Genomic DNA, 13,902 nt, shown 5'->3' with positions numbered 1-13,902 from the left:
TCGTTTCAGTTTTTCTGGAGCCGGGCTTTCGCATTTTGCTGCGCGGTTTCGAGGGCTTCGAAATATTTTTCGAATGCGACGTCGGATTCATTGCTCAGCCGGTTGACCAGCTCCTGATCTTCCTTTGACCAGTTTTCCGGATCTTCCCAGGAGCTGTCATCTTCGGTGATGTCGGTGTCCTCATCCGACGTATTGTTGTCGTCAAAACCGTCTGTGCCTGGCAGTTTGACCGGCGGCAAATGGGCCGTGGCGTCCTGCACCTTTTTCATGATGTCGGGCATGGCCTGCATCATCTCCGGCACCATGCTCATCATCGACTGCATCATTTCCGGGTCGACAAACACCATCATGTAATCGCGGGCAAAGGCCGAGCCGGTATCTGTTGCAAAGAAGCGGTTCATTTCGTCGAGCTGTCCGACCGTGAATTTGCGCGCATAAATGTTGACCAGCGTGTCGCGGATGGCGGGTTCCATGGCGGTCATCAGCGTGACCATCTCGTCCATCATCACACGTGTCGTGATCTGCATCCGTTCTTCAAAATGCGGATCGGCCTCGCGCGAGATTTCGGCCAGCGTGCGGTCGCCCTCGCCTTCGGGAATATCTTCACCTGCGACACCCGATGCGCCGGCCAGATCGCCGATCCGCATGGTCCCGAGGCTGCCCAGCATCGAGTCGATGAGCTGATCCATCGTGCCGCGCATCATCCGTTCATAGGTGCCAAGCGGGAAGAGATAGTCGACGGTTTTCTTGGCTGCTTCGAGGCGAGCAGGATCGATGGCGGTTGCTTCGGCAGATGCTGTGGCGGGAGCAGCGCTTTCCTGGGCGAGCGAAGGTGAAGATAGTGCCAGCAATGAGATAGCCGGAATCAAAAATTTGCCAAAATTCATCTGCTATTCCTTCTATTCGGTTTCGCCATCTCGGTTTTCGCCGCTGGCGGCTCTCAGTTCGGAGACCAGACGTTCGATTTCCGACGGCATGTCCGCCATGCTTTCCTGCATGGAATTTCGTTGCCATGCGGCCACGTCGGGATCGCTCATCAGTGAAACGGATTTGACGACATAAATCTGTCCCGTCGGCGTGGCGAAGAAATCCTGCATGTCGGTGAGCTGTGAAAGGGTGAAGGCGCGGGCATAGGCACGGCTCATGGCTTCGACGAGCCCGGGCAGGCTTGCCTCCATCTGTGATTCTGTTTTCTGGCGCTGTCGCTCCACAAAATCCGCAAAAACGGAAGCCATTTCCGGCTGCTCATTGAGCGTCGACCGCAATGTCGGATCAGCCAATATGCCGTCCGTCATGTTCTTCAGCATTGCTCCTACCATGGTGTTGACCATGTCTATTCTCTGCGACGGCGGCAGGATCAGGTCGATGAGCTGCTTTGCGGCGGCAAGCTGTTCAGCGTTCGGTTCTGCGACTGGCGCGGACTCTGTTGCCGGGGTATGAGATTGTGCCTGCGCAACGGAACCCAGAGCGATTGTCGCGAGCAAGACAAATGGCGAGCCGAAGTTTTTTGCCTTTCTCACGCCGCCACCTTCTCGGCCCGGGCCTTTTCGCGGAGATAGCGGTGCATGTGCTCGGTCACGTCGCGGCCGTCGCGGATGCCCCAGACGACGAGGCTGGCGCCGCGGACAATGTCGCCGGCCGCGAACACGCCGTCGAGATTGGTCATCATCGACTTGTGATCGACGCGCAGCGTGCCCCAGCGGGTGACGCTGAGGTCGGGGCAGTCGAACAGCTGTGGCAGATCTTCGGCATCAAAGCCCAGCGCCTTGATCACCAGATCGGCGTCGAGCGTGAAATCGCTATCCGGCTCGGGTTCCGGGGCGCGGCGACCGCTGGCATCGGGAGCGCCGAGCCGCATGCGGGTGGCCTTGACCGCGGTGGCCTGATCGGTCCCTTCGACCGCCTTGGGCGCGGACAGCCAGACAAATTCGACGCCCTCTTCCTCGGCATTTTTCACTTCATTCTGCGATCCCGGCATATTCGCGCGGTCGCGGCGATAGAGGCATTTGACCGACTTGGCGCCCTGGCGCACCGAAGTGCGGACGCAGTCCATCGCGGTGTCGCCGCCGCCGATGACCACCACATTCTTGCCCTTGGCATCGAACCGGCCATTGTCGAAATCGGGCACATCATCCCCAAAGCTCTTGCGGTTGGAGGCGATCAGGAAGTCGAGCGCTTCTTCGACACCCGGGGCACCGACGCCCGGCATCTTGATCGCGCGCGCCTTGTAGACACCGGTCGCAATCAGGATCGCGTCATGCTTGTTGCGCAGCTCTTCCAGTGTGGCATCACGGCCGACCTCGAAATTCTCGTGAAACACGATGCCGCCCTCGCGCAGCCGGTCGACGCGGCGCATGATCACCGGCTTTTCCAGCTTGAAGCCGGGAATACCATAGGTCAGCAGTCCACCCGGCCGGTCATGCCGGTCATAGACATGGACATCATAGCCGGCGACGCGGAGATATTCCGCTGCGGTCAGCCCGGCGGGGCCAGCGCCAATTACGCCAACCGACTGGCCGCGGGACTTGCCCGGCTCGAGCGGCTCGACCCAGCCTTCTTCCCAGGCGGTGTCGGTGATATATTTTTCAACCGCGCCAATCGTGACCGCGCCATGGCCGGAAAACTCGATGACACAATTGCCTTCGCAGAGCCGGTCCTGCGGGCAGATCCGGCCGCAAATCTCGGGCATGGTCGAGGTCAGGTTGGACATCTCATAGGCTTCGCGCACCCGGCCCTCGGCGGTCAGGCGCAGCCAGTCGGGAATATGATTGTGCAGTGGGCAGTGGGTCGAGCAATAGGGGACCCCGCATTGCGAGCAGCGGGCGGCCTGTTCAGCCGCCTTTTTCGGCGCATAGCGGTCGGCAATTTCCTGAAAATCCTCGGTCCGGAGCTCGGGTTCGCGCTTTTCGGGATAGGTTTGTCCCGTGTTCACAAATTTCAACATGTCCAGTTTTTGCGGGCCATTTGCCATGCCGGTCGCTCGATTCCTGTAATATTTGGCTGTATATCCGGCCGCGCGGAGCGCGACCTCTGCCGGGCTGATAGGCGAACTTCCGGTAGAAGTCACCCGAAAATGCGCATTTAGGACAACAATACTTACTTATATGGTAGAAAATGAGAGTTTTCCGTTAGCGAAAACCTTCAATTCCGCGATAAAAGTATCAAACCGGACCTATATTCGTCAAGGACAAATCCCGAATCAGCGCCTATAACGCGTTCTCGTTTTTCATTCGGGCGTTTTCCTTTCGGGTTTCATCATGACATTCATTCAAATGCTGCTTCTCGCGGTCGTGCAGGGCGTTACCGAATTTTTGCCGATTTCCTCGTCCGGCCACCTGATCCTGCTGCCTGTCTTCACCGGCTATGCCGACCAGGGGCCGATGATCGACATTGCCGTGCATGTCGGCTCGCTGCTCGCGATCATGACCTATTTTTTCAAGGACGTGATCGCGCTCGGCCGGGGCGGCTTCGCGACCATCGGCATCGGCCAGGCGGAAAAGGAAAAGCGCCTGCTGTGGTGGATCATCATCGGCACCATTCCGGCGGTCATCGTCGGCCTGTTCCTCAAGACCGGCGGCTATCTCGAGGGCTTTCGCAGCACCACCCTGGTCGGCATCAACCTGATCATCTACGGGATATTGCTCGGCATTGCCGACCGCATCGGCAAGCAGGTCAAATCGTTCGAGGACATGACGCTGAAAGACGGCATCCTCGTCGGCCTCGCCCAGGCGCTGGCGCTGATCCCCGGGACCAGCCGTTCGGGCGTCACCATGACCGCCGCACGCTTCCTCGGCTATAGCCGGGTCGAGGCGGCGCGCTTTTCCTTCCTGCTCAGCATCCCGGCGGTCGCCGGCGCAGGGATCCTGATCATCCCCGACCTGATGGACGCGAGCAGCGACCTGTTGATGGAAGCGCTGATCACCGGCGCGCTGACCTTCCTCGCGGCGCTCGCGACTATGGCCTTCCTCATGCAGTTCCTGCGCAAGGCGTCGATGATGGTGTTCGTGATCTACCGCGTCGCCATGGGCGCGGCGCTATTGGCGTTCTTCTGAAGCTGGCGCCCCTTTAGCCGAGAAACCTAGCCCGCCTTGGCCCGCGCGCCAAAGCGGCCAGCCACCGTATATTGCTCCATCCACCCGCGCGCGACCGCCGCCATCGGTGTCGGTGCGACGCCAAAGCTGTCCAGCCCCTTGGCCTTTTTCGCCACCACATTGTCGACCTGCAGCATCAGATACTGGTCCTTGGTAATCGGCGCCAGCGGCAGGAAGCCGGTCATCGTCGCCATCGCCCTGGCGACAAAATCGGGCAGCTCGATGAAGCCGCGATCCCGGTTGGTCATCTCGGCAATCCGCCGGTTGAGATCGCCCATGCTGATCTGCTCCGGCCCGCCCAGCTCGAACGTCTGCCCGGCAAAGCTGTCGGCATCGGCCAGCGCCGCCGCGACCGCATCGGCGACATCGCCGACAAAGACCGGCTGAAACTTCGTCGCGCTGCCAATGACAGGCACAATCGGCAGCATCGTGATCATCTGCGCAAAGCGGTTGATAAACTGATCCTCGCGGCCAAAGACGATCGACGGGCGCAGGATGATCGCGCCGGGAAAAGCCTCGCGCACCGCCTGCTCGCCCTCGCCCTTGCTGCGGCCATAGGCGGACGGCGAATCGACATCCGCACCGATCGCCGACATCTGCACCATCGCACCGCAGCCCTCTGCCGCCGCGGCCTCCGCGACATGGCGCGCGCCCTCGACATGGACGCGCTCAAAATCGCCCTTCAAAATGCCGACCAGATTGATCACCGCGTCACAGCCATGCACGGCCCGCGCGACGCTATCCTTTTTCGTGATATCGGCGCTGGCGAATTGCGTCTGGCCCAGACCGCCCAGCGGCTTGATATGCAGCGCGTCCCGGACGCCGCGCTCGGCAATCCGCACCCGCGCGCCCCCGCTCAGCAGTTTCTGCGCAATATAGCGCCCCAGAAACCCGCCACCGCCAAAAATGCAAATCAGTTGTCCGTCGAGCGCCATGTCATCTTTCCGTCATTCCCGGCCCCGGCTGGCAGGACCGGCTGTTCCAAAGCCGAGCCCCGCCTTTGCCGCAACCGGCGCGCGCGCGCAATATCCAAATGGGCGATGATGCGCCGGGCGGGGTGCAAGGGAGTATAGCATGGATTGGGGGTGAGGGGGTGGGGAGCAGGATGACGATCGGTTATGAAAATCCATAGATTCACTTTTTGTTCTTGTTTTATGTGTCGATTATTGTCACTGTGCCAAAAATTGACACAGAGGAACGAAGATGCGCCCAAGTCTTACATTTTCCGAGCTGAGGCAATCAGCAGGCTTGACCGTCGAAGATGCGGCGCAGGAGTTGGGTTATTCCCCCAGCACTGTTTACAGGTGGGAGCGCGGTGAGCTGGAACCCAAAGTAGCTGTTTACCGGGCGTTGGAAATGATAGCCAAAATATCGGCGGGCAAACCAAGCTTGAATGACGACAAGATAGCCTTCCGGTTTATTGATCTTTTTGCCGGAATAGGCGGGCTCAGGATCGGTTTTCAGAATATCGGGGGACATTGCAGTTTCACGTCTGAATGGGACAGGTTTTCCCAAGAGACATACAGAAACAACTTTAGAGACAACCATCCTGTTCATGGAGACATCAGGGAATTTTCCGAGGATCCCGAAAAAATTCCTGAGCATGACGTTCTTTTGGCAGGATTTCCCTGTCAGCCTTTCTCGATCGCCGGAGTCTCCAAAAAGAATGCGCTTGGTCGGCCCCACGGTTTTCTTTGCGATACACAGGGCACGTTGTTTTTTGATACCGCTAAGATCATTGCGCATCATCGCCCGGCGGCCTTTGTTCTGGAAAATGTCAAAAATCTGGAGCGTCATGATGGTGGCCGCACTTTCAAAACGATCATAAACGTACTCGAAAATGAACTCGGTTATCATGTGCAGCATCGTGTGATCAGCGCCGCTGCTTGGGTACCCCAAAAACGCGAACGTGTATTCATTGTGGGTTTCAAAGATCAAACAACGTTTGATTTGGCTAGCCTGGAACTTCCACCAATCGCATCGGGCCCAAAACTGAGTAGCATTCTGGACCGAAATGAGGACGTCGATCCCAAATATACTCTCACACCGAAACTCTGGCAGTATTTGCAAGACTATAAGGCCAAGCACGCCGCGAAAGGCAATGGCTTTGGGTTTGGTTTATGTGGACCGGACGACATCGCCCGCACCCTGTCTGCAAGATATTACAAAGACGGTTCGGAAATTTTGGTTGCGCAGCCGGGAAACCGACCCAGACGCCTGACGCCAAAGGAATGTGCAAGGCTGATGGGCTTTGAGCGAAGTGACCGGGAGTGGCATATTCCTGTTTCCGACACTCAAGCGTACAGGCAATTCGGCAATGCGGTTGTGGTCCCGGTTGTTGAGTTTCTGGCCAATGCCATGAAACCACATATTTCCCAGGCTGTGATGAGGAGTCAGCCCCGCCACCAAAACCAAACATCTGCAACAGGCAAAGAAAAAGAGATTGTGGAATTGGCACTTGGCTGATATTGTTTCAACCGAAGTCCGCCGTCGGATGATGAGCGGGATCAGGTCAAAAAATACCAAGCCTGAAATGATAGTCCGTAAAGGCCTGCACAGGCTCGGATTCCGTTTCAGGCTCCATGACAAGCAATTGCCAGGGAAGCCAGATTTGGTATTCCCCAAACATGATTCAGTGATTTTTGTGCATGGGTGTTTTTGGCATGGACATGGCTGCCATCTGTTCAAATGGCCAAAAACACGCCCTGAATTTTGGCGAAAGAAAATCGAAAACAACAAACTGAGAGATCAAAGAGCCATCGACGCTCTATCCCAAGCTGGTTGGAAATGCCTCACATTTTGGGAGTGCGCCACAAAAAACCAGCCGGAAGAGCAGATTTCTATTGAACTTGAAAAGGTCAAGAGGTGGCTACTGAATGCTGATAGAAATGAAGAGATCCCGGCCCGATGAAGAAAGGCTACCTTTCGGAATATTTTGAAGGTGTTGCAGTTAAAACACTTAGCAAAGTTGACGCTGACTGCTCGTCATCCAATCAACATGAAATTGGTACAACCAAGGCAATGCGGGAGTTTTTGGAGGAGGAGCATCAGAAGAAATTTCATACGACTTACTTGTGGTTCGGGGGCGAGCAGGAGGGGTTCTCGGTCGATGATTACTCCACGCATTATGATACAAGAATTGGGAAAGAGGATCGCCCACCGGAATGGCGATTGTATTATCGTAATAACCCTGTGACAGACTGCATGAACCAAGGAGATACGTTGTTCCTTGCCAAGAGGCGAAATGATCATTTGCTTTTTGTGGTTGCGCCAGCTGGCTCCAGTATTGAAAGTCAGTTGCTTTGGCTATTCGGTTATTCCAACCAACCAGAGTTGAAGTTCTCCGCTCGCTCCTATTCCGCAGACGAGGGAGCAGAAATAGATTTCACAGCGCGCTTCCTGCTGGATGAGTTGGGAATTGAATTTGAGGATCCCAATGCCAACTCCATAGACACAATCATTGATCGTTTTGGATTTCAGTTTCCCAAGACCAGGGAATTTTCAGATTTGGCACGTCTGACTCTACCAGAAGTCGATGTTTCGGAAGACCCCGATTTGGCGATTATAGCTTGGCTGGATCATGAAGAAGCAATGTTTCGGCGCTTGGAACGTCGGATAGTTTCGGCTCGGATTGAAGAGGGGTTTGTCGATCAAGGTGAAGTGGATGTCGATGGGTTTTTGTCTTTTTCATTGAGCGTACAAAACAGGCGCAAGTCTAGAATGGGTTTGTCTTTTGAGCATCATTTGGCGGCAGTTTTTGATGCTTGGAGTATTGAGTACACAAAAGGAGCCAAGACAGAGCGCAATAACACGCCAGACTTTCTGTTTCCCGGAGAGACGGCTTATTTTCAGGACGATTTTCCGAACGATCATCTTTCGATGCTTGGCGCGAAATCGGTATGTAAAGAACGTTGGCGTCAAATATTGCCCGAAGCAGATAGAATTGAGGCAAAGCATCTTGTTACACTGGAGCCGGCCATCTCTGCTGCTCAGACTGATCAAATGGCGGCTCATCTTGTCCAGCTCGTTGTGCCAAATTCGATTCAATCCAGTTACACAGTTGAACAGCGGAATTGGCTTTGGTCGCTCCGAGACTTTGTGGATCATGTCAAACGATTGGAGAGATTGCCCTGATGAATCCCCGTCATGCTTAACCGATTCGCTTCTTTAACCATTCCCGTTTAAGCTGTTTCCCTTACGACTCACGGAACCGATCCACCGGTCGGGGCCGCAAGATAACGGGGATGACGCCATGAAACAGCTCAGCGCACTGGATGCGATGTTTGCCTATACGGAAACGGCCAACACGCCGATGCATATCGGGCAGCTGCTGATCTATGATCCCTCGACGGCGCCGGGCGGGCATGTCGGGTTCAAGGATATCCTGCGCTATATCGAGGGGCGGCTCGACGGGGCGCGGATCTTTCGGCAGAAGCTGGTGCGCGTGCCGCTGGATCTCGACCATCCCTACTGGGTCGAGGACAAGGATTTCGATATCGAGTTTCACGTCCGCCATATCGCACTGCCGAAGCCGGGCGACTGGCGGCAATTGTGTATTCAGGCGGCGCGCATCTATGCCCGGCCGCTCGACATGACCAAGCCTTTGTGGGAGTTCACGGTGATTGAAGGCCTCGACAATGTCGAGGGCGTGCCGAAGGGCAGCTTCGCGCTGGTCCACAAGATGCACCATGCGGCAATTGACGGCAAATCAGGCCTGGAAATGACGCTGGCGCTGCATGACACGGATGCCGAGATGAAACCGCGCGACTTCGGCCGCAACTGGCAGGCGGAGGACGAGCCCAATGCGCTCGGCCTGCTCGCCAAGGCGCAGTTCAACAATGTCGCCAATCCCGTGCGGGGGCTGCAGAATATCCAGAAGCTGGTGCCGATGCCGAAGCGTTTGCTCGACGTGCGCCGGGAATTTGCCCAGCGCGCGGATGCGAAGACCAGCATTCCCAAGACCAGATTTAACAAAAAACTCAGCCCGCACCGCGTGTTTGACGGGCGCGAATTTGCGCTGTCCGACATCAAGACGATCCGCGAGGCGTTTCCGGGCGCAACCGTCAATGACGTGATGATCGCGGTGACCAGCGGGTCGCTGCGCGGCTATTTGCTGTCCAAGGACGACCTGCCCGAGCAGACACTGAAAATCGGCGCGCCGGTCTCGGTCCGTTCGGATGACGAGAAGAGCAGCGCCGGCAATCAGGTGACGATGATGACCGTCGGGGTCGGAACCCATCTGGCGGATGCCGGCGACCGGCTGAAATTCATCATGGACGAGACCCAGCGGTCCAAGGCGATGACCGAAGCGATCGGGGCGAAGACGCTGATGGAAGTGTCCGGCGCGATGCCGGCCGGGCTGACCGCGGCGGGGACCAAGATGATGGTCCGCATGGGGCTGGTCGAACGGTTCAACCCGGCGATCAACACGGTGGTCTCCAACGTGCCGGGACCGATGGTGCCGATGTATTTTGCCGGCGCCGAGATGGTGAAGGGCTTTGGCATGGGCATTCTCGCCGAGGGGCAGGGGATATTCCATGTCGTGACCAGCTATAATGGCAAGGTCATCCTCTCCTTCCTCGCCGATCGCGAACAGCTGCCCGATCCGGACAATTATGCCAAGGCAATTTCGCGCAGCTTTGCCGACCTGATGGCGGCAGCGAAAAAGGAATCGGCGAAGCAGAAAAAGAAAAAGGCCAAAACCAAAAAGGCCACCGCCAAAAAAAGCGCGGCGAAAAAGCCCAAGAAGCGCGTGCGGACCTCTGCCGCTACGGCAGGCAGGGCGGGGCGCAAGGCGGCGACCAGATAATCCCGGCCTGATCTCGCGCTGATTGCCTTTGGCTGGGCGCGAAAACCGACCCGCTGGCTTGACTCCGATGCAATGATTGCCCATCCCTCGGCGCAATCAATTCATCAACCAGTTAAACCATCGAAGAGGTCTGTCCCATGAGCACAGTAGAATTTAATGATCGCGTCGCCATCGTCACCGGAGCCGGCGCAGGTCTGGGCCGCGAACATGCGCTGGAGCTGGCGCGCCGCGGGGTGAAGGTTGTCGTCAATGATTTCGGCGGCGCCCGTGATGGCAGCGGCGGATCCGCTGGCCCCGCTGAAGACGTGGTCAACGAGATCAAGGCCGAGGGCGGCACCGCCATGCCCGCTGCATGCAGCGTCACCGACTATGAAGCGGTCCAGAAGATGGTCGCCGACGCGATTGCCGAATGGGGCCATGTCGACATTGTCGTGAACAATGCCGGCGTGCTGCGCGACAAGAGCTTCCACAAGATGGAGCTGGCCGACTTTGACTTTGTCATGGATGTTCACCTGATGGGCAGCGTCAACTGCACCAAGGCGGTCTGGGATCACATGCGCGAGCGGCAATATGGCCGGCTGGTGATGACCACCTCGTCCACCGGTCTCTATGGCAATTTCGGCCAGGCCAATTATGGCGCCGCGAAACTGGCGCTGGTCGGGTTCATGAACACGCTGCACCAGGAAGGCGCGGGCAAGGGCATTCACACCAACTGCATCTCGCCGGTCGCCGCGACCCGGATGACCGAAGACATCATGCCGGAAGAAGCGCTCAAGGCGCTGGTTCCCGAAGCAGTGACCCCGGCTGTCGTCTATCTGTGCAGCGACGGCGCGCCGTCGAAAACCATCCTGACGGCGGGTGCTGGCGGCTATGCGGCTGCGAAAATCCTTGAAACCGAAGGCATCTGGCTCCCCGAAGCCGAGCGCAACGCCGAAGCGATTGCCGCGAATATCGACCAGATTCTGGATGAAACCGGGATGCAGGAATATGCCAATGGCGGCGGCCAGGGCGGCAAGTTTTTCCGCCGGATGCAGGAAGTGATGAAAGGCTGAAACCAGCCAGCAAGAGGAGAAAGAACATGCCGATAGTAAAACCCGAGGAACTGGAAAGCTGGAAAGGCAAGGAAGTCGGCGTGTCCGACTGGTTCGAAGCCAGCCAGGACCGGATCAACAAATTTGCCGACTGTACCGAGGATCACCAGTTCATCCATGTCGATGAAGAGGCCGCGGCCAAGACACCTTTCGGTGGCACCATTGCCCACGGCCTGCTGACGCTCTCGCTGATGCCGGCCATGTCTTATGGCGTCACGCTCGGCCTGGAAGGCACGGTGATGGGCATCAACTACGGCTATGACAAGGTCCGCTTCCTCAACCCGGTGCGGGCCGGATCGAAGGTTCGTGCGCGCCATGTGCTGGTCGATGCACAGGAAAAACAGCCGGGCCGCTGGCTGCTCAGCTATGACGTGACGGTGGAGATCGAGGGCATCGAAACCCCCGCCCTGATCGCGCGTTCGCTGGTCATGGTGGTGGTCGGTTAAAACCGGACCTCACGAAATTTTGACAGGGCTCCGGTGCGATTCCGGAGCCCTTTTTGTGCCCTGTCGCTGCCGTGAACCGGTTGTTGGGCGGCAGGATGTGGTTTACAATGCGCATCCGATCACCCCGGCACAGGAGACAGTGAATGAAACAGTGGATAGCAGGCCTCGCGGCATTTTTCATGCTGACCGGAACCGCGGCGGCCGAAGAAACCCGCATTGCGGTGCGCGCCCTGTCCGTCGATGCGAAATTTATCGGCAGCGGCATGTCCGGCATGAATGTGGTGATTGCGGATGCCGATACCGGCGAGATACTCGATACTGGCGTGACGCGCGGCAAGACCGGCAATACCGACCGTATCGTCCGGACGCCGAAGCCGCGCTATGGAACTTTGTCGGAAGAGGGCGATGCCGTTTATGTTGCCACGCTCGACATTGACCGGCCGCGCCGGGTCCGGGTGACAGTCAGCGGGCCGAACGCCCAGCCCCAGACCGGAGCGGAAGCCTCGTCAACGCGCTGGGTTTTGCCAGGAAAGCACCTCGATAGCGGCGATGGCTGGCTGATCCGGGTGCCGGGGTTCGCCGTCGATATTCTCGCTCCCGCTGCCCACAGCTATGTCGAGAATAATCCGCAGGCGATGACGATCCGTGCCAATGTCGTCATGATATGCGGTTGTCCCACTTCGCCTGGCGGGACCTGGGATTCGGATGCCATCGAAATTACCGCAGAAGTTCATCACAACGGCACGCGACGTTCACCAAAAGCGATGACCTTCACCGGGCAGACGAGCCAATATGCGGTGGACGTTTCGACGGCAGAAAAAGGCACCTATGAAATTCTGGTGACGGCCTATGATCCCCGCACGGGCAACACAGGGGTGGACCGCACGAGTTTCATTTTGCGGTAAATCTCTGACCGGCGGGTGCCAGGGTCATCGGCGATTTCCGGCGCTGCCCTTGCCATTGGTTGAGAGGAATTCACGGACATGGGCTACAAACAGCTCTGAGCTCTGCTCGCGCCCGAGCAGCAGATGATTGTCGGTTGGCAGTGTGACAAATTCTGCGCCGCGGATGCTGCCGGCCAGTTCCGTGCCTTTTTCGACCGGAACCCGCTGATCACCGCGGGCATGCATGACCAGTGTCGGGCACTGGATGGCATCGAGGCGGTGCCGGACATCAATATCGGCAAAGGTTTCGAGATACCGGGCGGCATTGGCGGCCGACACGGTCTTTCTCTGGAATTCGTCAAACGCATCCCGCTCCGCCATTGTCGCTCCGGGAATGAGCGCCCGCGAAAAGAGGTTGCGATAGCTGGAATCATCTCGCCCCCAGCCTTTGGACACCAGAGTGATCAACGCTTCCCGCTCGGCGCGTGATTGCGTGTCATGACTGTCATCGACGCGCCAGCCCGCCGCATAACCACCCCACAGTACAAGATGACTGACCCGCTCGGGATTTCGCGCGGCATATTCAATAGCCACCGCTGCACCCTGGGATATCCCCAGCAAAGGGAAATGTTCGGCCCCGCTTTTGGCCACCACGGTTTCCAGATCCGTGACAAAGGCATCAAATCCCAGATCGGGTGCATCCCAGTCGGACATGCCGTTGCCCCGTTCGTCATAACGAATGAGGGTGTGATCCCGCGCCAGTTCCTGAAACAGGGGCGACCAGACCTCGCTGTCCCAGTCCAGTTCCAGATGATTGAGCCAGTTGGCCGCCTTGATGAGTGGCGGACCGGAACCAATCCGCGCCCAGGCGATCCGGGTGCCATCTTTGACTTGGGCAAAGCCGATTTTCTGGCGCTGCAGCAATCGCTGGCTTTGCGGTTCCATGGGGTTGCCTGTCCGCGTACCAAGATCGGGCAGCAGGCGTGTGCGGAGCGATTCCGATTCCTCGCGCATTGCTGTCAGCCAGGCCTGGTAGAGCGCGTGGTCCGGCAAATCGAGGCCGGTCAACAACGGTTGATCCAGGGCTGCGCGAATTTCGGCATATTGCTCCCGGTCCGGCAAGATGCCCCGTTTTGCCAGGTCGGTCAGCCTGGCGAAGTCGATCCGGACCGCGACCGGTTCGAACCGCACCCATTCGCGGGTGGCGACGATGCGTTCGGCTCCCGGTTCGTTGATCAGCCGGCGCAACTTCCAGAGGGCTGACCGCAAGGCTCCCCGCGGATCGTCAGGCCCTTCCCAGAACAGGTCACACAGGCGTTCGCGATGCTGCGGCTTGCCGGTGAGCAGAAGATAGGCCAGCATGGCTCGCGCCTTGCGCGATGCGGGCAGTTTCAGGATGCTCCCGTTTCGACGCACCGACAGCCCGCCGAGCACGTCAATTTCCAGATCGTTCATAACCACCTTGCTCACATGCCCCGCGAGTTGCGTGTCATTTACCCTCAGCATCTGATCCGCACCAGCCCTCCCCGCAATCCATCCGGGATTTCTTGTGGCAACGGCAAAATACAACGCAATTAACAT

General features: G+C 57.8%; 13 protein-coding genes. 8 read left to right on the top strand and 5 right to left on the bottom strand.

What is annotated here, in order from left to right:
* Positions 1-5 precede the first annotated feature (5 nt).
* Genes BUQ90_RS02240 through BUQ90_RS02230 form a run of 3 tightly spaced genes read right to left on the bottom strand, consistent with a single transcriptional unit; the run spans position 6 to position 2,971 of the window.
* On the bottom strand, positions 6-887 hold the full coding sequence (locus BUQ90_RS02240; RefSeq protein ID WP_074203516.1) for a DUF2059 domain-containing protein: 882 nt from the start codon (positions 885-887) through the stop codon (positions 6-8).
* Positions 888-899: 12 nt separating this feature from the next.
* A complete protein-coding gene (locus tag BUQ90_RS02235; RefSeq protein ID WP_143182693.1) occupies positions 900-1,520 on the bottom strand; it encodes a DUF2059 domain-containing protein in 621 nt (206 codons plus the stop codon).
* On the bottom strand, positions 1,517-2,971 hold the full coding sequence (locus tag BUQ90_RS02230; protein ID WP_074203514.1) for an NAD(P)-dependent oxidoreductase: 1,455 nt from the start codon (positions 2,969-2,971) through the stop codon (positions 1,517-1,519). Before BUQ90_RS02230 ends, BUQ90_RS02235 begins: the two co-directional genes overlap by 4 nt.
* A gap of 286 nt (positions 2,972-3,257) precedes the next feature.
* Here BUQ90_RS02230 and BUQ90_RS02225 point away from each other — a divergent pair, with 286 nt between their 5' ends.
* Complete coding sequence (locus BUQ90_RS02225; RefSeq protein WP_074203513.1) at positions 3,258-4,052, top strand: undecaprenyl-diphosphate phosphatase; 795 nt, start codon at positions 3,258-3,260, stop codon at positions 4,050-4,052.
* A 26-nt stretch (positions 4,053-4,078) separates the two neighbouring features.
* Here the strand turns inward: BUQ90_RS02225 and BUQ90_RS02220 are convergent, their stop codons facing one another.
* A complete protein-coding gene (locus BUQ90_RS02220) occupies positions 4,079-5,026 on the bottom strand; it encodes a complex I NDUFA9 subunit family protein (RefSeq protein WP_074203512.1) in 948 nt (315 codons plus the stop codon).
* A 268-nt stretch (positions 5,027-5,294) separates the two neighbouring features.
* Between BUQ90_RS02220 and dcm the strand changes: the two genes are divergently transcribed.
* The 7 genes from dcm (at position 5,295) to BUQ90_RS02185 (ending at position 12,342) form a co-directional block, all read left to right on the top strand.
* The gene (gene dcm / locus BUQ90_RS02215) at positions 5,295-6,557 is read left to right on the top strand and encodes a DNA (cytosine-5-)-methyltransferase (protein ID WP_074203511.1); all 1,263 of its coding nucleotides are present in this window, start codon (positions 5,295-5,297) and stop codon (positions 6,555-6,557) included.
* Positions 6,550-7,002: a very short patch repair endonuclease gene (locus BUQ90_RS02210; RefSeq protein ID WP_074203510.1), complete on the top strand. Its 453-nt coding sequence runs from the start codon at positions 6,550-6,552 to the stop codon at positions 7,000-7,002. Before dcm ends, BUQ90_RS02210 begins: the two co-directional genes overlap by 8 nt.
* Positions 6,999-8,225 carry a type II restriction endonuclease gene (locus BUQ90_RS02205; protein ID WP_074203509.1) on the top strand — a complete coding sequence of 409 codons (1,227 nt, stop codon included), beginning with the start codon at positions 6,999-7,001 and terminating at the stop codon, positions 8,223-8,225. Before BUQ90_RS02210 ends, BUQ90_RS02205 begins: the two co-directional genes overlap by 4 nt.
* Before the next feature lie 118 nt (positions 8,226-8,343).
* On the top strand, positions 8,344-9,900 hold the full coding sequence (locus BUQ90_RS02200; protein ID WP_074203508.1) for a WS/DGAT/MGAT family O-acyltransferase: 1,557 nt from the start codon (positions 8,344-8,346) through the stop codon (positions 9,898-9,900).
* Between the two features lie 137 nt (positions 9,901-10,037).
* Positions 10,038-10,952, top strand: coding sequence for an SDR family NAD(P)-dependent oxidoreductase (locus BUQ90_RS02195; RefSeq protein ID WP_074203507.1), 915 nt, complete (start codon positions 10,038-10,040; stop codon positions 10,950-10,952).
* Positions 10,953-10,978: 26 nt separating this feature from the next.
* Positions 10,979-11,437, top strand: a complete 459-nt coding sequence (locus BUQ90_RS02190; RefSeq protein ID WP_074203506.1) for a MaoC family dehydratase — start codon at positions 10,979-10,981, stop codon at positions 11,435-11,437.
* Between the two features lie 143 nt (positions 11,438-11,580).
* Positions 11,581-12,342 carry a hypothetical protein gene (locus tag BUQ90_RS02185; protein ID WP_074203505.1) on the top strand — a complete coding sequence of 254 codons (762 nt, stop codon included), beginning with the start codon at positions 11,581-11,583 and terminating at the stop codon, positions 12,340-12,342.
* 24 nt (positions 12,343-12,366) lie between these two features.
* Here the strand turns inward: BUQ90_RS02185 and BUQ90_RS02180 are convergent, their stop codons facing one another.
* Positions 12,367-13,776 (bottom strand): bifunctional AfsR/SARP family transcriptional regulator/alpha/beta hydrolase, encoded by a 1,410-nt coding sequence (locus BUQ90_RS02180; RefSeq protein WP_074203504.1) that lies wholly within the window; start codon positions 13,774-13,776, stop codon positions 12,367-12,369.
* Between the last annotated feature and the right edge of the window lie 126 nt (positions 13,777-13,902).

The organism is Parasphingorhabdus marina DSM 22363 (assembly GCF_900128895.1).
Taxonomy (GTDB): domain Bacteria; phylum Pseudomonadota; class Alphaproteobacteria; order Sphingomonadales; family Sphingomonadaceae; genus Parasphingorhabdus; species Parasphingorhabdus marina.
This window is presented reverse-complemented; position numbering and strand designations above follow the sequence as displayed.